Source organism: Azospirillum sp. Marseille-Q6669 (assembly GCF_965111635.1).
This window is the reverse complement of sequence record NZ_CBCOOP010000001.1, coordinates 761,561-780,034: the sequence shown is the minus strand read 5'-3', so window position 1 is coordinate 780,034 and position 18,474 is coordinate 761,561. Positions and strand designations below refer to the sequence as shown.

Sequence of the window (18,474 nt, the reverse complement as noted above, 5' to 3'; positions counted from 1 at the left end):
CGGTCCAGCCGGAGCGCGCCATCCCGCCATAAGGCAATGCGGCCCATTATCGCAGGAGAGGCTTTGCAGGTTAATGTCCATCCTACAGCCATTTGGTAACAGACTGTAACAACGGCTATGGGATGCGGGGCGATTCGGCGATGCTGGACCTGAAGAACCTGGAAGCCTTCGTGTGGATCGCCCGTTTGGGCGGCTTCCGCGCGGCGGCGGGGCGGCTGAACACCACCCAGCCGGCCATCTCCGCCCGCATCGCCCAACTGGAAAAGGAGCTGGGCGTCCAGCTGTTCAACCGCGGCACGCGGCGGGTCACGCTGACGCTGAAGGGCATGGAACTGCTCGACCACGCCGAGCGGATGCTGACGCTCCAAGCCGAGCTGGTCCACGCGGTCGCCGAATCGACGACCCTGCGTGGCCTGATCCGGCTCGGCGTGGCGGAGACCATCGTGCACACGTGGCTGAGCCGCCTGATCGAGCGACTGCACAACCGCTTCCCCTTGGTCAGCCTGGAGATCGAGGTCGACACCTCCATCCACCTGCGCAACGGGCTGCTGGCCCACGACCTCGACATCGCCTTCATGCTGGGGCCGGTGGCCGAACCGGACATGCGCAACGAGGCGCTGAGCAGCTACCCCATGGCCTGGGTGGCCAGCCCCTCGCTCGACCTCCCCGCCGGGCGGCTGGGTCTGGCCGATCTGGCGCGCTACCCGGTCATCACCTTTTCCCGGCAGACCAAGCCGTCGGTGGCCATCCAGCAGATGTTCAAGCGGCCCGGTCTGCCGCCGCTGCGCTTCTACGGCAACAGCTCGCTGGCCAGCATCGTGCGGATGACCCTGGACGGCATCGGCATCAGCGCCATTCCGCCCGCGGTGATCGAGCGCGAACTGGCGGAAGGGCTGCTGCGGCTGATTCCGGCGGAGGACCCGCTGCCCGACCTCGACTTCACCATCTGCCACCCGGTGGACAGCGACAACCCGCTGGTGCCCATCGTGGCGGACATGGCGCTGGAAATCGTGCGGGCGCAACGGCACGGGGCGCCGACTGATAAACGCCGTTTATCGCAAACGATCCAAAATGAAAATTTGACGGATCGGACGGATGCGTGAACCTTTAGGACACAACAGTTCGGTCACCGAGGTTTTGCCCGCCATGCAGTCCGTGACCCCAAGCACCCCGTTTCCGCCCGGCACCGCATCCGCCGCCCTGCTGGCGCGTCTGGCGATCCGCCGGGGAGAGCATCGCGGGCCGACCGCCGGACTGGCGCCGGGCCATGTGCAAGCGAACCTCGCCATCGTTCCCGCCGAGGTGGCCCCCGCCTTCGAACGGTTCTGCCGCGCCAACCCGGTGCCCTGCCCGCTGCTCGCCGTGTCGAAGCCGGGCGACCACTGCTTCACGGAGCTTGGAACGGACCTCGACCTGCGCACCGACTTTCCGCGCTATCGCATCTATCGCCACGGCCTGCTGGCGGAGGAGCCGGAGGATCTGCTGTCCGTCTGGCGCGACGATCTGGTCGCCTTCGCCATCGGCTGCTCCTTCTCCTTCGAGGAGGCGCTGCTCGCCGCCGGCCTGCCCGTCCGCCACATCGAGCGCGGCTGCAACGTGCCGATGTACGTGACCGACCGGGACTGCGTGGCGGTCCCGCCCTTCGCCGGGCGCATGGTGGTGTCGATGCGCCCGATGACGCCCGCGCAGGCCGAACGCGCCGCCGCGGTGACCGGGCGCTACGCCGCCGTCCACGGCGCGCCGGTCCACATCGGCGATCCGGAGGCGCTGGGCATCCGCGATTTGTCGCAGCCGGAGTTCGGCGACGCCGTCCCGCTCGCCCCCGGCGAGGTCCCCGTCTTCTGGGCCTGCGGGGTCACCCCCCAGGTGGCGCTCGCCGCCGCCCGCCTGCCCTTCGCCATCGCCCACAGCCCCGGCCACATGCTGGTCACCGACCGGCTGAACGCCGAACTGGAGGGCGTGTCCCCTTCGGTCGCGCAACTCTTCAGACAAGAACAGGGAGCTTCATGACATGACCGCGATCAGCCTGCGTACCCGCCTCGCCGCCGCCGCCTTCGGCATCGGCCTCTGCGCCACCCCGGTCGCGGCCTTCGCCGAGACCTGGGACATGCCGACCCCCTATCCCGACACGAACCTGCACACCATCACGGTGCGCCAGTTCGCCGAGGATGTGAAGGCGGCGACCAACGGCAAGATCCAGATCACCGTCCATTCCAACGGCTCGCTGGTGAAGCATCCGGAGATCAAGCGCGCCGTTCAGTCCGGGCAGGCCCAGATCGGCGAGGTTCTCATCAGCTCCTGGGCGAACGAGGACCCGCTCTACGGTCTCGATTCCGTGCCCTTCCTGGCGACCGACTTCGCCGCCTCCAAGAAGCTCTACGAGGCGTCGAAGCCCTATCTGGAGAAGAAGCTGGAGCGTCAGCGCCTGAAGCTCCTCTACTCGATTCCGTGGCCGCCGCAGGGCCTCTATGTGAAGCAGGAGATCGCCTCCGTCGCCGACCTGAAGGGGCAGAAGTTCCGCGCCTACAACCCGGCGACCACCCGCATCGCCGAGCTGGCCGGCGCCGTGCCGACCAAGATCGAGGCCGCCGAAGTGTCCCAGGCCTTCGGCACCGGCATCGTCACCGCCATGATGACCTCCGCCGCCACCGGCGTTGACACCAAGGCGTGGGACTTCGTGAACGTCTACTACGATGTGCAGGCCTGGCTGCCGCGCAACATGGTGTTCGTCAGCACCGAGGTCTGGAAGGGCCTGGACGACGCCGCGAGGAAGGCCGTCGAGCAGGCGGCCGCCAAGGCCGAGGCCACCGGCTGGACCGAGTGGGAGAAGAAGACGGCGGAGCTGAACCAGACCCTGTCCGGCAACGGCATGAAGGTGCTGACTCCGTCCCCGGCGATCAAGGACGGCTTCGCCGCCATCGGCAAGACGATGACCGACGAGTGGACCAAGGCCGCCGGCGCCGACGGCGAGGCGATCATTTCGGCGTTCCGGAAGTAAGCGGCAGCGCTTGCCCCCCACCCTAACCCTCCCCGCTGGGCGGGGGGGGATTCAAACTCCCTCCCCTGCGAAGCGGGGAGGGTTGGGGAGGGGGCAACACGCCCACAATAAAACACCCCCGCCCGCTCTACCCGGAGGTGGTCGCGCCATGCGCACCGCATTGACCTTCCTTTACCGCGCCGCCGAGATCCTGGGTGCGGTGTTCCTGGTGCTGATCGCCGTGCTGATCGTGTCCCAGGTCTTCGCCCGGCTGGCCAGCCGCATGGTGCCGGGAGCCGACGAGCTGGCCGGCTACTGCATGGCCGCCTCCTTCTTCCTGATGCTGGGACCGGCGCTGCGCCGCGGCGCGCACATCCGCGTCGGCGTGCTGGTCGACCGGCTGCGCGGCGGCCCCCGCCGTGTCGTGGAACTGGTCTGCCTCGGCTTCGGCACGGCGCTGAGCGGCTATTTCGCGTGGTACTGGCTGCGCATGACCTACGATTCCTACGATTTCGGCGATCTGGGACAGGGCGTTCTGCCCATCCCGCTGTGGATTCCGCAGGCCGCCATGGGCGTCGGGCTGGTGATCCTGGTGATTGCCTTCCTCGATGACCTGCTGGCGGTGATCCGGGGGCGCGAGGCGTCCTACCAAAGCGCCGGCATGCAGAGCGAGGGCTGACCCATGGACCAGACGACCGCTTCCATTGTCGTCGTGGTGACGATGCTCCTGATGCTGGGGACCGGCATCTGGGTGGCCCTGGCGCTGGCCGGCGTCGGCTTCGTCGCCATGGCGCTGTTCACCACCCGCCCCGTCGGCATGGTCATGGCGACCAACATCTGGGGCGCCAGCACGAGCTGGACCCTGACCGCCCTGCCGCTGTTCATCTGGATGGGCGAGATCCTGTTCCGAACGCGCATTTCGTCGGACATGTTCAAGGGGTTGGCGCCATGGACGGGCTGGCTGCCGGGACGGCTGATGCACGTCAACATCGTCGGCTGCACGATCTTCGCCGCCGTCTCGGGCTCCTCGGCCGCGACCGCCGCGACCATCGGGCGGATGACCATCCCGGAGCTGACCCGGCGCGGCTACGACCCGATGATGATCGTCGGCTCGCTGGCCGGCGCAGGAACGTTGGGCCTGCTGATCCCGCCCTCGATCATCATGATCGTCTATGGCGTGGCGGCGGACGTGTCGATCGCCCGGCTGTTCATCGCCGGCGTCATTCCTGGGATCGTGCTGACCGGCCTGTTCATGCTCTATGTGGGCGGCTGGTCGCTGCTGAATCCCGACCGCGTGCCGCCGCGGGAGGCGCGCCAGAGCTTCGCGGAGAAGATCCGCGATACCGGGTCGCTGATCCCGGTCATGCTGCTGATCGTCGGGGTGCTCGGCTCCATCTACGCGGGCATCGCCACGCCGACGGAGGCCGCGGGCATCGGCGTCCTGGGATCGCTGCTGCTGGCGCTGGTCACCGGCACGATGAGCTGGGCGACCTTCCGCGACAGCGTGATGGGGGCGGCGCACACCTCCTGCATGATCGGCTTCATCCTGGCGGGCGCGGCCTTCCTGACCGTCGCCATGGGCTACACCGGCATTCCGCGCCTGCTGGCGGAGTGGATCACCTCCATGCAGCTCTCCACCGCGGCGCTGCTGGTCGTGCTGACACTGTTCTTCATCGTCATGGGCTGCTTCCTCGACGGCATTTCGATGGTCGTGCTGACCACCTCGGTCATCCTGCCGATGGTGCAGAACGCCGGGATCGACCTGCTGTGGTTCGGCATCTACATCATCATCGTGGTGGAAATGGCGCAGATCACCCCGCCGGTGGGCTTCAACCTGTTCGTCCTGCAATCCATGACGGGCAAGAGCATCTTCACCATCGGCAAGGCCAGCCTGCCCTTCTTCGTGATGATGATCCTGATGGTGGCGCTGCTCTGGATCTTCCCGGGCATGGTGACGTGGCTGCCCTCGCTGATGATCGGGTGAGGAGCGGCATCATGGACGTCCGTTTCACCACGGCGGGCGACACCGCCTTCAACGTGGAGTTCGGCGAGGGCATCGACCGCCCGACCAACGCCCGCGTCATGGCTCTGCACGCCCGCCTGAAGGCCGCCGCACCGCCGGGTCTGGTGGAGACGGTACCGACCTTCCGCTCGCTCCAGGTCGTCTATGACCCGGCGGTCACCAGCCGTCGGGAGGTCCAGGCCGCCGTCGAGGCAGAACTGACCCACGCCGGTGGAGCGCCGGTCGAAGGCACCCTGTGGCGCCTGCCCGTCTGCTACGATCCCGATTTGGGGCCGGATCTTTTGGAACTGTCCTCTTCGCTCGGCCTGTCTGCGGATCGGCTGATCGACCTCCACGGGTCGACGGAGTATTTCGTCTACATGCTGGGCTTCATGCCAGGCTTCGCCTACATGGGCGACCTGCCGGCGGAGATAGAGAGGCCGCGGCGCAGCGAGCCGCGGGTCCGCGTGCCGGCGGGCTCCGTCGCCACCGCCGGGCGGCTGACCACCGTCTATCCGTGGGAGAGCCCCGGCGGCTGGCACCTGATCGGGCGCTGCCCGGTGCCGCTCTACGACGGCGCCCGTCCCTCTCCGGTCCTGCTCGCCGCCGGCGACCGTGTGCGGTTCGAGGCGGTGGACCGCGCCCGCTTCGACACCCTGTCCGCCGCCGCCGCCGCTGGGCACTTCGATCCCGACACACTGAGGGCCGCATCATGAGCGCCCCCTGTCTTACGGTTGTCCGACCAGGGCTGTTCGCCACCATCCAGGACCTCGGCCGCTTCGGCCATCAGGAACTCGGCATGCCGGTGGCTGGCGCGCTCGACCCCATCGCCCTGCGTCTCGCCAACGCGCTGGTCGGCAATCCGCTGGGCACGGCGGGGGTGGAGATCGCCCTGCTCGGCCCCGCCCTGAAAGTAGAAGCCGATGGCGTGCGCGTCGCCGTCGTCGGCCCCATGGCGCTGAGCCTGGAGCGCGAGGGGCAATCGCCCCAGCCGCTGGAACCCCACCGCAGCCACACGCTGGTACGCGGTGACGTGCTGAAGCTGGGTGTGGTCACCGGGGCGGCCGTCGCCTATCTGGCGGTGGCCGGCGGCTTCGCGCTGGAACCGTTCCTGGGCAGCCTGTCCACTTACGTGCGCGCCGGCATCGGGCCGCTCGGCGGCAAGCCGCTGGGCGACGGGACGCGCCTGCCGCTCAACCGCAACGACGCCCCACCGGGCGCCGACGTGGAGCTGCCGGAGCCGCCGGACTATGGCGGCGGGCCGGTGCGGGTGGTGCTCGGCCCGCAGGAGGACCGTTTCACGGCGGAGGCGGTGGAGACCTTCCTGTCGGCCACTTACAGCGTCGGCAAGGACGCCGACCGCATGGGCCTGCGGCTCGACGGCCCGACGCTTGCCCACACCGGTTCCGCGGACATCCCGTCGGACGGGCTGGTCACCGGCTCCATCCAGGTGCCCGGCAACGGCCAGCCGATCCTTCTGCTGAACGACCACCAGACGGCGGGCGGCTACGCCAAGATCGCCACGGTGATCTCCGCCGACCTGCCCCGCGTCGGCCGGCTGAGCCCCGGCGGCGCCCTGAGCTTCCGGGCCGTCACGGTGGAGGAGGCAGAGGCCATCCGGCGGCGCCAGGAACAGACCCTCGGCGGCTGGGTCCGCGCCATCCGCCCGGTGCGCCCGGCGGGCGGTGTTGATCTGGAGGCGCTCTACGCGGAAAACCTCGTGTCCGGGGTCGTCGACATCGTCAACGGCAACGGTGACATCCTGAACCAAGAACAGATGTGCGGGAGGGCACCATGACCATCACCGTGAACCTGAACGCCGACCTGGGCGAGGGCTTCGGCGCCTACGACATCGGCGACGACGACTCCATGCTCGGCATCGTCGCCTCCGCCAACATCGCCTGCGGCTTCCACGCCGGCGACCCGCTGGTGATGGCGCGGACCGTCCGGAACGCGGTGGCGAAGGGTGTCAGCCTGGGCGCCCACCCCTCCTACCCCGACCTCCAGGGCTTCGGACGCCGTCCCCTGAGGATGTCGGCGGCGGAGGTCGAGGCTATGGTCGCCTATCAGATCGGGGCGCTGATGGGCATCGCCGCCACTGCCGGCGGGACGGTCACCCATGTGAAGGCGCACGGCGCGCTGAACAACATGGCGGCGGTGGACGAGGGGCTGGCCCTGGCGATCGGGCGGGCGATCAAGGGTGTCGATCCCTCACTGATCTACCTCGCCACCGCCGGTTCGGAGATGGCGCGGGCCGGGCGGACGCTGGGCCTGCCCACGGCGGAGGAGGTCTTCGCCGACCGCGCCTACGACGACAACGGCAACCTCGTGCCGCGCGGCCAGCCCGGCGCGATGATCCACGACCCGGACGTGGCGGCCGCCAACGTCCTGCGCATGCTGGAGGAGGGGGTGATCCTATCGGTCACCGGCACGCGCATTCCCTGCACCGTCCATTCCGTCTGCGTCCACGGCGACGAGCCGAGCGCCGTCGCCATGGCGGGCAACCTGCGCCGCACCCTGGAGGCCAAGGGGGTCCGCATCGTCCCCCTGCCGGAACTGCGCGACCGTTTCTAACGGTCGGCGATCATGCGGGCCGCAGCTTCGCTGCCTGTGCAAGGCTGGCGAGCGTGTCCAGGATGACCTGCGGGCTGACCGGCTTGCGCAGCACCACCAACGGCTGCCAGCGGTCGGACGTCAGGTCGTCCTCCCCCGCCTCCATCGACAGGAAGCCGGTCATCACCAGGATCGGCAGGCCGGCGGCCTTGATCCGCAGCTCGCGGATCAGGGCGCGGCCGTCCATCCGCGGCATGCGCAGATCGGTGATGACAAGGTCGGCGGGGTCGGCGCTGTAGCGCTCCAGCCCCTCCTGCCCGTCCTGGGCCAGGGTCACGCGGTACCCCTTGCGGGACAGGAAATCCTCCAGCGCCATGGCGGCCAAGGCTTCATCCTCGGCCACCAGAACATGCAACGGAGCGGTGACGGGGTCAGGCATGAGCGCGCTCCACGTCCTGAACGGAGGGATGGGACACCGGCACGGTGATGGTGAAGCGGACGCCGCGGCTTCCGTTCTCGTGGGTCACGTTCGCCGCGTCGATCCGTCCGCCCATGGAATCGATGATGCCATAGCCGATGGACAGGCCGAGGCCCGACCCCTTTCCAACCTCCTTGGTCGTGAAGAAGGGGTCGAATATCCGCGGCAGGACGTCCGGATCGATGCCGCCGCCGTCATCGGTGATGGTGATGACGGCCCGCCCGGCGGTCATGTCGCAACGCATGTTCACCGCGATCCGCCCGGCGGCGGGTGACCCGTCGGGGTCGGCGCGCCATTCCAGGATGGCGTCGCGCGCGTTGGACAGCAGATTGACCAGCACCTGCTCCAGTTGCAGGGGACGGCCGCGCGTGACGCAGTCGATGGCCGGGACGTCGCTCACGACCTCGATGTTCTCCAAGGCGAACTGGTTGGACACCAGTTCGACGGCGGAGCGGACGCTGGCCGCGGGGTCGAAGCGCTGGGTGGCGCCGTCGCGGCGGCTGAAGGTGCGCATATGGTCGATGATGCGGCCCATGCGCTCCGCCTGTTCCGACATGATGGTCAGCACCTTGTCCAGGCGCGCGGTGTCGGTGTCGCCGTCGCGCAGGCGGGACAGGGCGTTCTCGGCCCAGATCCGGATGATGTTCAGGGGCTGGCTCATCTCATGGGCCATGCCGGCAGCGAGCGTGCCCAGCGTCGCCAGCTTGGAGGTCTGGACCAGTTCCTCCTGAAGCCTCTTGCGGTCGGTGATGTCGCGGGAGCTGCCCAGAATCTGGACCACCTGCCCTCCCTCGCCGCGCACCGGCACCAGGACGGTGTGCCACGTGCGCCGCCCGACTGGAAGGTCCAGCGTCTCCTCATAATCGATCGGGCCGCCCGCGGCGACGCAGGCGCTGTAGCGTTCGATCACCGCCGCGGCGGTCTCCGGCGGTACGGCCTCGCGGACCAGCCGGCCGCGGATGGTCTCCGGGTCGATTCCCGTCCCCCGCGCATGGGCGGGGTTCAGCGTGTCGAAGGCGAAGTCACCGTCCGGCAGCACCGTGACGACGAACAGCCCCTCCGCCAGATTGTTGAAGAAGCTGGCGTAGCGCAACTCGGCCTGACGCCGGATCTCGATCTCGCGCTGAAGGGCTCCGTTGGCGTCGGCAAGCTGGGTGGCGCTGGGCAAAGCGAGAGCCTTGGGCATCTGCACCCACAAGGCGACGGCGGTCAGCACCGACACCATTGCGGTCAGCGCCTTGACGATGCCTTCCACGGCATAGTCGGGATACCACAAGGTCCACAGGCTGAAGAAATGCGTCGTGCCACAGGCCAGGATGAAGGCGGCGAACAGCCAGACGATCCAGGTGAAGGCCACGTCGCGGCGCCTCACGACGAAGTAAAGCAGCGCCACCGGAATCGAATAATAGGAAAGGCCGGTCAACACATCGGACACGATGTGCAGGGTCAGGATTTCCGGACGCCAGAACAGGCACACGCCGTGAGGCAAGTACGCGCTGGTGTCGAAGAAGGCTTCCACGCCACCGAACATGCCGCCCCTCTTTTATTCGGTCACCGTCCGCGGTCCAGCCGGGTCCGGAAACGCCACCGTTTCTCTGATCTTGCCCCGAAACCTTGAAGCACAACGCTTTGCGGCACCATGCCGCGGAGGCTGCGTCAGCAAACGCTACTCGAATCAGACAGGAGGAGCAACACGCGGAACGCGATCCCGGCGAATGGCCAGCGCGTTCCGCATGGCTCTGGATGAACGTTACGCGGCGGTGTGCACCTTGCGGTTTTGCTCGCGTGTCTTCAGGAAGCGCAGGGCCGGAAAATCCTCCTGCGTGCGGTTCAGGTGCCAAGCGTTGCGGGCCAGGAAGACCAGCGCCCCGTCATGGTCCTCCGCCGCCGCCGAGCGGTTGAGGTCGAGGAACTTCTTGAGCTGGTCCTCGTCGTCCGTCTCGATCCAGCGGGCGGCGTCCACCCCCGCCCCCTCGAAGCGGGCGGCGAGGCCGTATTCCGCCTCGATGCGGGCCGCCAGCACCTCGAACTGGAGCTGGCCGACCACGCCGACCACCCAATCCGCCCCGGTCAGCGGCTTGAACACCTGGGAGGCACCCTCCTCCGCGAAATGCTCCAGCGCTTTGCGCAGATGCTTCACGCGCATCGGGTCTTCCAGGCGGACACGCTGCAGCAGTTCCGGCGCGAAGCTCGGCACGCCGGTGAAGCGCAGATCCTCGCCCTCGGTCAGCGTGTCGCCAATGCGCAAGGACCCGTGGTTGGGGATGCCCATGATGTCGCCGGGCCACGCCTCTTCCGCCAGCTCGCGGTCGCGGGCCAGGAACAGCACGGCGTTGTTCACCGCCATCAGCTTGCCCGACCGGACATGCTTCAGCTTCGCCCCGCGCTTGAACTTGCCGGAGCAGATGCGCACGAAAGCGATGCGGTCGCGGTGGTTGGGGTCCATGTTGGCCTGGACCTTGAACACGAAGCCGCTGAACTTGCCCTCGTCCGGCTGAACCGAGCGCTGCTCCGCCGGCTGCGGGCGCGGCGGCGGGGCGTTCTCGGCCAAGCCCTGGAGAAGCTCGCGCACGCCGAAGTTGTTGATCGCCGAGCCGAAATAAATCGGCGTCAGATGGCCGGCGCGATAGGCTTCCAGGTCGAAGGGCGGCATCAGCCCGCGGGCCATCTCCACCTCCTCGCGCAGCTTTGCCACTGCGTGGTCCGGCAGAAGCTCATCGAGGCGCGGATCGTCGAGGCCGTTGCACTCGATGCCGTCGTCGATCTCGTCGCCCTTGGTGCGGTCCATCAGGATCAGACGGTCGCGGATCAGGTCGTAGCAGCCCAGGAAGTCGCGGCCCATGCCGATGGGCCAGCTCGCCGGGGTGACCTCCAGCGCCAGCGAGCTTTCGATCTCGGAAATGAGGTCGAAGGGGTCGCGGGCCTCGCGGTCCATCTTGTTGCAGAAGGTGATGATCGGCACGTCGCGCAGGCGGCAGACCTCGAACAGCTTCAAGGTCTGGCTTTCGATGCCCTTCGCGCCGTCGATCACCATGACGGCGCTGTCCACCGCGGTCAGCGTCCGGTAGGTGTCCTCCGAGAAGTCCTCGTGGCCCGGCGTGTCCAGCAGGTTGAAGGTGCGCCCTTCGTAATCGAAGGTCATGACGGAGGCGGTCACGGAGATGCCGCGCTCGCGCTCCACCTTCATCCAGTCCGACTTGGCGCGGCGCTGCTCGCCGCGGGCCTTCACGGCGCCGGCCATCTGGATGGCGCCGCCGAACAGCAGCAGCTTTTCGGTGAGGGTGGTCTTGCCGGCGTCGGGATGCGCGATGATCGCGAAGGTTCGACGCCGGGAAACAGCGTCCAGAAGCTCGGACATGCGCGTTCCCGTAACTCAGCGGTGCAGACAACGGCGAAGAGGGCCGGGAGGCGGAACGCCCCACGGCCCTCTTCGTTCGGACGTATAGATAGCAGCGAAGACCGGCCCGTTCCAGCCTTCATCCCTGCCGCCAGACGGACGGAGGCCAGACGGACGCAGGGATGAAGGGTTCCGAGGCCTTACAGGCTCAGCTCGGCGATCTGCACGGCGTTCAACGCCGCACCCTTCAGGAGCTGGTCGCCGCAGACGAACAGGTCGAGGCCGTGGTCGCCGAAGATCAGGCTGGTGCGGATGCGGCCGACCTCGACGTCGAACTGGCCGGTGGCGTTCAGCGGCATCGGGTAGACGCCGTCCGCCGGCACGTCCTTCACCACCACGCCCGGCGCGTCGGCCAGAACGGCGCGGGCGGCGTCCGGGGTGACCGGGGACAGCGTCTCGACCGTGATCGCCTCGGAGTGGGCGCGGTAGGTCGGGATGCGCACCGCGGTGCAGCTGACCGGCAGGTCCGGGATTTCCAGGATCTTCCGGGTCTCCCAGGTCACCTTCATCTCCTCCTTCGTGTAGCCGTTCTCCTGGAAGGCGTCGATCTGGGGGATCAGGTTGAAGGGGATCGGGTGGCGGAACACGCTGTTGACGACCGGCTTGCCGTCGAGCTGGTTGCGGGTCTGCTCCTCAAGCTCGGCCATGCCCTCCGCACCGGCGCCGCTGGTCGCCTGATAGGTGGAGACGATGACGCGCTTCAGGCCGAAGGCCTTGTGCAGCGGACCGAGCGCCACGACGGCGATGGCGGTCGTGCAGTTGGGATTCGCGATCAGCTTGGCATCGCCCATGGCGTGGGCGTTGATCTCGGGCACGATCAGCGGGACGTTGTCGTCGTAACGGAAGGCCGAAGAGTTGTCGATCACCAGCGCGCCGCCCGCGGCGATGGCCGGCGCGTGCTCCTTGGCGAAATCACCGGACACGGCGAGCAGGACGATGTCGTAACCCTTCACCTTCTCGACGTCGAACGCCACGAGGGTCTTCTCGCCGAACGGGGTCTCGACCGTGCGGCCGGCGCTGCGCTCCGACGCGAACAGGCCAAGTTCCGCGACCGGGAACGAACGGCGGTGAAGAACATCGACCATCTCGCGGCCGACGGCGCCCGTGGCACCAACGATGGCGACGCGGCGGGGAGAAGGAGAAGAGGTGCTCATGGGTGTGGTCCGTCCTTTGGTCTTGCCCGGATCGAGCGTGGACGGCGGCCCCAGATGCACCAAGGCCCCGTCCGTGTCCGGCGGGGCCTTCGTGGTGGGTGAAGCGTCTTACTCGATCAACGCACGCCACCGTCCGACGGCCCGCCGGAGCGGGTCGTTTTGGTAGTGGTGATGGTGATGGCGAGCGAGCGATTCATAACTCGCTAGATAAACGAAAGGCGCGGGGCTTGTAAAGCGCCCGCGCCTTCGCAGCACAATTTTTGTCCGGCTCCGGACAGGGCCGCGTCAGGTCTCGCTTTCGGCGGGATGCTCCGGCTTCACGGGATGCACGTCCCAGATCTCCGTCGCGTACTCCATGATGGTGCGGTCGGAGGAGAACCAGCCCATGTTGGCCGTGTTCAGGATGGCCTTGCGCGTCCATTCCTCCTGGTCGCGGTAGAGGTCCATGGCCGCCTGCTGCGCCTGGCAGTAGTCGGAGAAGTCCGCCGTCACCAGGAAATGGTCGCCGCCGTCGGTCAGCGCCTGGAGGATCGGGTGGTAGCGGTGGGGATCGTCCGGCGAGAAGACGCCGGTGGAGATCATGTCCAGCGCCCGCTTCAGGCTGGGGTTCGACGCGATGACGTCGCGCGGGTTGAAGCCGCCGCTGGCCCGCAGGTCGTTCACCTCCTCCGCGGTCAGACCGAAGATGAAGATGTTGTCGTCGCCCACATGCTCGCGGATCTCGACGTTGGCGCCGTCCAGCGTGCCGATGGTAAGCGCGCCGTTCAGGGCCAGCTTCATGTTGCCGGTGCCCGACGCCTCCATGCCCGCGGTGGAGATCTGCTCCGACAGGTCGGCCGCCGGCATGATGATTTCCGCCGCCGTCACGTTATAGTTCGGCAGCAGGACGATCTTCAGGTTGTCGTGGACCGACGGGTCATGGTTCACCACCTTCGCCACATCGTTGATGAGCTTGATGATGAGCTTGGCCATGTGATAGCTCGGCGCCGCCTTGCCGGCGAAGATCTTGGTCACCGGCACCCAGGAGACGGTCGGGTTGTCGCGCATCTCGTTGTACAGCGCGATCGCCTGGAGGATGTTCAGGAGCTGGCGCTTGTACTCGTGCATGCGCTTGACCTGCACGTCGAACAGGCTGTCGACCTGCACGTCCACCCCGGTCTGGCGCGCGATGTAGGCGGCCAGCCGCTTCTTGTTCTTGCGCTTGGCGCGGCGGAACTCCTCGCGGAAGACCAGATCGTCGGCCTTCTCGGCCAGCGCCTTGATCTGGCTGAGGTCCTTGATCCAGCCGTTGCCGATGCGGCTGGTGATCAGCGCGGCCAGCGGCTGGTTCGCCTGATGCAGCCAGCGGCGGGGCGTGATGCCGTTGGTCTTGTTGTTGATGCGCTCCGGGAACTCCGCGTGGAAGTCGGCGAAGACGGTCTGCTTCATCAGCTCGGTGTGCAGGGCCGAGACGCCGTTGACCTTGTGCGAGCCGAGGAAGGCCAGATTGCCCATGCGCACCCGGCGGTCGCCGCGCTCGTCGATCAGCGACAGGCGGGACAGCCGGCCGTTGTCGCCCGCCGCCCGCGCCTTGGAGCGGTTGAGGAACTTGGCGTTGATTTCGTAGATGATCTGCATGTGGCGCGGCAGCACGCGCTCCATCATGCGCACCGGCCACGCCTCCAGCGCCTCGGGCAGCAGCGTGTGGTTGGTGTAGGAGAAGGTCGCGCGGGTGATGTCCCACGCCTTGTCCCAGGTCACGCCGTGCTGGTCCACCAGCAGCCGCATCAGCTCGGCGATGCCGATGGCCGGGTGCGTGTCGTTGAGCTGGATCGCCGCCTTGTCGGGGAGGCTGTCGAAATTGGAATGGTGCTGCAGATAGCGGCGCAGGATGTCCTGCAGCGAGGCGGAGGTGAAGAAGTACTCCTGCTTCAGCCGCAGTTCCTTGCCGCCCTCCGTCGCGTCGTTCGGGTAGAGGACGCGGCTCAGATTCTCGGTCAGCACCTTCTGCTCGACCGCCTTCATGTAGGCGCCGTCGTTGAAGTGGCCGAAGTTGAAGTCGCGGGTGGCGCGGGCCGACCACAGGCGCAGCGTGTTGATCGTGTCGCCGCCGTAGCCGACCACCGGCGTGTCGTAGGCCATGGCCAGCACGCGCTCGGCGTCGACCCAGCGGTAGGCGCGCTCGCCCACCGAATCCCGGAACTCCTCGACGCGGCCATAGAACTGGACGGGGTACAGCACCTCCGGGCGCGGGAACTCCCACGGGTTGCCGAACTGCAGCCACTGCTCCGGATACTCGACCTGCCAGCCATGCTCAAAACGCTGCTCGAACAGGCCGAACTCGTAGCGGATGCCGTAGCCGTAGCCGGGCAGCGCTTCCGACGCCATGCTGTCGAGGAAACAGGCGGCCAGACGGCCGAGGCCGCCGTTGCCGAGCGCGGCGTCCGGCTCAGCCTCCACCACGTCGTCAAGGTTCAGACCGATGCGGTCGAGCGCCTGACGGCACTGGTCGGTGATGCCGAGGTTGGCGAGGCTGTTGGTCAGCAGGCGGCCGATCAGGAATTCCAGCGAGAGGTAGTAAACGCGCTTGGCGTCCTGCTGGTAATAGGTCCGCGTCGTGTCCATCCAGCGGTCCACGAGGCGGTCGCGCACGGCCAGCGCCACGGTGTGGAACCAGTCGCGCCGGGTCGCCGCCCGCGCGTCCTTGCCGACGGAATAAACCAGCCACTCCAGAAACGAGCGCTTCAGCCCGTCGACATCCAGACTGCGGCGTTCGATCTCGCGGGACTTATACCGAGCGTCCATGTCTTGACTTTCTTCTTTCCAGGGCCAACTGGAGCGGCGGTTATTTAGCCGGTCTTCCATCGGCGGCAGTTTCCGGGGTCCATGGTTAAGCAACGTTTAAGTCGCTGCGGCCAACCAGTCGAAACGGCTAGGCCGTTCGTCCAGAGCAACAGCCGGGGCTTGCCCTTGTGCCAGACGCGCTGTGTCAAAACGAAGGCCACCTCCGCAGCGCGCCCATACCGGTAATCGCTGCGAAGCCCCGCTGGAGGGAGTAAGATGGCGTCCGTGTCAGCCTCTTTGAACCTCCCGATGCTCGACAATACCGAATCTGCGGACTCCCGCCAGGAGCTGCCCGGCGACGCCACCATCCTGCTCCGTCAGGCCCAGCCGGCGGACATCCCCGCGCTGCTGGCCATCGAAGAGCGGTGCTTCGCCACCGACCGCCTGACCCGACGTAGTTTTCAATATTTGCTCACGAAAGCCAAGGCCACTGGCCTTGTGGAAGTCCACAGCGGCACGGTTGTCGGCTACGCCCTGGTGTCCTTCCATTCCGGCACCTCGCTCGCCCGGCTCTACTCCTTCGCCGTCGACCCCGGCCACCGCGGCCAGGGCGTCGCCAAGCGGCTGCTCGCCGCGGCGGAGCAGGCGGCCCGCTCGCGGGACTGCATCTACCTGCGGCTGGAGGTGCGCCGCGACAACGCCGCGGCCATCGATCTCTACAAGAAGGCCGGCTACCGCGAGTTCGGCGTCTACACCGACTATTATGAAGACCATATGGAGGCGCTGCGGCTTGAGAAGCGCCTCGGCCACAGCGGCCCCAGCGCGCCGCTGGGCGGGCCTCTGGTCCCCTACTACCAGCAGACCCTGGACTTCACCTGCGGCCCGTCGGCCCTGATGATGGCGATGAAGGCGCTGAAGCCCGCGGAGATCGAACTGGGGCGGAAACTCGAAATCCGCTTGTGGCGGGAATCGACCACGGTCTTCATGACCTCCGGCCATGGCGGCTGCGGCCCGTTCGGGCTGGCGCTGGCGGCGGCGCGGCGCGGCTTCGCGGTGGACATCCACATCAAGGACAACGCCACCCCCTTCCTGGACAGCGTGCGCAGCGACGAAAAGAAGGAGGTCATGCGCATCGTGCACGAGGACTTCCTCGACGAGTTGGAAGGCAGCGGCGCCACCGTCCGCCACAACACCCTGACCGCCCAGGACATGGCCGACGCGGTGGCGGGCGGGGCCATCCCCATCGTGCTCATCAGCTCCTACCGGATCTATCACGAAAAATTTCCGCATTGGGTCGTCGTGACCGGTGCCGACGACCGCTTTCTCTATGTTCATGATCCGCTTGTGTACGATCGTCACCACGCTCACATCGACCGGATGAACATGCCGATCCCGAAAGCCGATTTCGAGCGCATGGCCCGCTACGGAAAGGCCCAGCTGAAGGCCGCCCTTCTCCTTCGCCCCCAGCCCTCTGATCGGGCCTCCGATGGGGTCGCCGACTGATGCCCGCGCATCTCCTGGTCGTCGACCGCCGGGCGGACGTGAAATGGGCGAAGGACGGGCTGCCGGTGATCAGCGCCCGCGACTACATCGCCCACCCGGAGCAGGCGCCGCGCGGCGCGCGGGTGCTAAACCTTTCGCGCAGCTACCGCTATCTGGGCACCGGCTACTATGTCTCGCTGCTGGCGGAGGCGCGCGGCGAGCGGGTGATCCCCTCCGTCCGGACCATCCTGGACCTGTCGCAGAAGACCTTCTACCGCGCCCAACTGGCCGAGGTGGAGGAGGCGCTGCGCAAGGCGATCAAGCGGATGGACCACCCTCCGGAAGCGTCCTTCAACCTCACCCTCTTCTTCGGCCACGCCGACGACGCCCGGTTCCAGGACATCGCCCGGACGATCTTCGACCTGTTCCGCTGTCCCCTGCTGAAGGTTCAGGTGCGGCTGAAGGAGGGCTGGACCGTCCATGCCCTGGAGCCGCTGTCTCTGGCCGACCTTCGGCCCGACCAGGAGCCGCTGTTCCAGGCGGCGCTCGACGCCTACACCCGCACCTCCTGGCGGGAGCCGGCGGCGAAGGCGCCACCGCGCTACACGCTGGCCATCCTGCACAACCCGAAGGAGGAGCTTCCCCCCTCCAGCCCGCGCGCGCTCCAGAAATTCGTCAAGGCCGGGGAAAGCCTGGGCATCGCGGTCGAGCTGATCGAGAAGAAGGACTACGCCCGCCTCGCCGAGTTCGACGCGCTGTTCATCCGCGAGACGACGAATCTCGACCACCATACCTACCGCTTCGCCAAGAAGGCGGCGACGGAAGGCATGCCGGTGATCGACGATCCGAACTCGATCCTGAAATGCACCAACAAGGTCTATCTGGCCGAGTTGTTGCGCGCCAACCGCATCCCGGCGCCGAAGACGGTGATCTTCGACAAGCGCGGGCTGGCGACGCTGGATCAGGAGATCCCCTACCCCATCGTCCTGAAGATTCCGGACGGCTCCTTCTCCCGCGGCGTCTTCAAGGTGCAGACCCGCAGCGAGTTGGATGCGACTGCCGAAGGCCTGTTCGAGCAGTCTGACGTGATCCTGGCCCAGGAGTTCATGTACACGGAGTTCGACTGGCGCGTTGGCGTGCTGAACCGGCAGCCGATCTATGTCTGCCAGTATCTGATGGCGAAGAAGCACTGGCAGATCGTCAAGCACGGCGGCAACGGCCGCGCCGAACAGGGCTCCGCACGCACGCTGGCCGTCGAGGAGGCGCCGCGCGAGGTCATCGAGACCGCCGTGAAGGCGGCGGGACTGATCGGCGACGGGCTCTACGGCGTAGACGTGAAGCAGAACGAGCGCGGCGTCTTCGTCATCGAGATCAACGACAACCCCAGCATCGACCTCGGCGTCGAGGACGCCAAGCTGAAGGACGGTCTGTACCGCCTCATCATGGGCGAATTCCTGCGCCGCCTGGAATCGCGGCCGCGCAAGCCCGGCTCCGGAGTCTGAGATCCCCCTTTGGGCAGTTCCGCCATCCGTTTGGATGCCCCCCACATTCCGATCAGTTCTCCTCCTAAGATGTTTTCGGCTGTGGCCGCCGGGGAACAAGCCTCTTCCCACCGCGTTATGAAATCAACGTCACCACGAACGGGAGCAACACCGAAGCGCATCAACG

15 protein-coding genes are annotated in these 18,474 nt (G+C 67.3%); 10 read left to right on the top strand and 5 right to left on the bottom strand.

All coding sequences use genetic code 11. The features are described from left to right. Positions 1-140: 140 nt before the first annotated feature. The 8 genes from ACWPXE_RS03240 (at position 141) to ACWPXE_RS03205 (ending at position 7,553) form a co-directional block, all read left to right on the top strand. Positions 141-1,103, top strand: a complete 963-nt coding sequence (locus tag ACWPXE_RS03240; protein WP_035676106.1) for a LysR family transcriptional regulator — start codon at positions 141-143, stop codon at positions 1,101-1,103. A gap of 43 nt (positions 1,104-1,146) precedes the next feature. After that, a complete protein-coding gene (locus ACWPXE_RS03235; RefSeq protein ID WP_454016663.1) occupies positions 1,147-2,010 on the top strand; it encodes a putative hydro-lyase in 864 nt (287 codons plus the stop codon). 1 nt (position 2,011) lies between these two features. Beyond that, positions 2,012-2,998, top strand: a complete 987-nt coding sequence (locus ACWPXE_RS03230) for a TRAP transporter substrate-binding protein (RefSeq protein WP_454016662.1) — start codon at positions 2,012-2,014, stop codon at positions 2,996-2,998. 148 nt (positions 2,999-3,146) lie between these two features. Then, positions 3,147-3,656 (top strand): TRAP transporter small permease, encoded by a 510-nt coding sequence (locus ACWPXE_RS03225; RefSeq protein WP_454016661.1) that lies wholly within the window; start codon positions 3,147-3,149, stop codon positions 3,654-3,656. 3 nt (positions 3,657-3,659) lie between these two features. Further along, on the top strand, positions 3,660-4,961 hold the full coding sequence (locus ACWPXE_RS03220) for a TRAP transporter large permease (protein WP_454016660.1): 1,302 nt from the start codon (positions 3,660-3,662) through the stop codon (positions 4,959-4,961). An 11-nt stretch (positions 4,962-4,972) separates the two neighbouring features. Beyond that, positions 4,973-5,695, top strand: coding sequence for a 5-oxoprolinase subunit PxpB (gene pxpB, locus ACWPXE_RS03215; protein ID WP_454016659.1), 723 nt, complete (start codon positions 4,973-4,975; stop codon positions 5,693-5,695). Next, positions 5,692-6,777, top strand: coding sequence for a 5-oxoprolinase subunit C family protein (locus ACWPXE_RS03210; protein WP_454016658.1), 1,086 nt, complete (start codon positions 5,692-5,694; stop codon positions 6,775-6,777). Before pxpB ends, ACWPXE_RS03210 begins: the two co-directional genes overlap by 4 nt. Then, positions 6,774-7,553 (top strand): LamB/YcsF family protein, encoded by a 780-nt coding sequence (locus tag ACWPXE_RS03205; RefSeq protein ID WP_454016657.1) that lies wholly within the window; start codon positions 6,774-6,776, stop codon positions 7,551-7,553. The genes ACWPXE_RS03210 and ACWPXE_RS03205 overlap by 4 nt, the downstream gene beginning before the upstream one ends. Positions 7,554-7,563: 10 nt before the next feature. Here the strand turns inward: ACWPXE_RS03205 and ACWPXE_RS03200 are convergent, their stop codons facing one another. The 5 genes from ACWPXE_RS03200 to ACWPXE_RS03180 all read right to left on the bottom strand — a co-directional run bounded on the left by ACWPXE_RS03200 (position 7,564) and on the right by ACWPXE_RS03180 (position 15,345). After that, positions 7,564-7,971 carry a response regulator gene (locus tag ACWPXE_RS03200; RefSeq protein WP_237906127.1) on the bottom strand — a complete coding sequence of 136 codons (408 nt, stop codon included), beginning with the start codon at positions 7,969-7,971 and terminating at the stop codon, positions 7,564-7,566. Then, complete coding sequence (locus tag ACWPXE_RS03195; RefSeq protein ID WP_454016656.1) at positions 7,964-9,541, bottom strand: PAS domain-containing sensor histidine kinase; 1,578 nt, start codon at positions 9,539-9,541, stop codon at positions 7,964-7,966. Before ACWPXE_RS03195 ends, ACWPXE_RS03200 begins: the two co-directional genes overlap by 8 nt. A 219-nt stretch (positions 9,542-9,760) precedes the next feature. Then, positions 9,761-11,368, bottom strand: coding sequence for a peptide chain release factor 3 (locus ACWPXE_RS03190; RefSeq protein ID WP_103039104.1), 1,608 nt, complete (start codon positions 11,366-11,368; stop codon positions 9,761-9,763). 179 nt (positions 11,369-11,547) lie between these two features. Then, on the bottom strand, positions 11,548-12,561 hold the full coding sequence (locus ACWPXE_RS03185; RefSeq protein WP_014197111.1) for an aspartate-semialdehyde dehydrogenase: 1,014 nt from the start codon (positions 12,559-12,561) through the stop codon (positions 11,548-11,550). Positions 12,562-12,846: 285 nt separating this feature from the next. Continuing rightward, on the bottom strand, positions 12,847-15,345 hold the full coding sequence (locus tag ACWPXE_RS03180; protein WP_454016655.1) for a glycogen/starch/alpha-glucan phosphorylase: 2,499 nt from the start codon (positions 15,343-15,345) through the stop codon (positions 12,847-12,849). Positions 15,346-15,633: 288 nt separating this feature from the next. Here ACWPXE_RS03180 and rimI point away from each other — a divergent pair, with 288 nt between their 5' ends. After that, entirely contained in the window at positions 15,634-16,827 is a 1,194-nt protein-coding gene (rimI, locus tag ACWPXE_RS03175; protein WP_454016654.1) for a ribosomal protein S18-alanine N-acetyltransferase, read from the top strand. After that, the gene (locus tag ACWPXE_RS03170; RefSeq protein WP_454016653.1) at positions 16,827-18,308 is read left to right on the top strand and encodes a RimK family protein; all 1,482 of its coding nucleotides are present in this window, start codon (positions 16,827-16,829) and stop codon (positions 18,306-18,308) included. Before rimI ends, ACWPXE_RS03170 begins: the two co-directional genes overlap by 1 nt. The last annotated feature ends 166 nt before the right edge of the window (positions 18,309-18,474 follow it).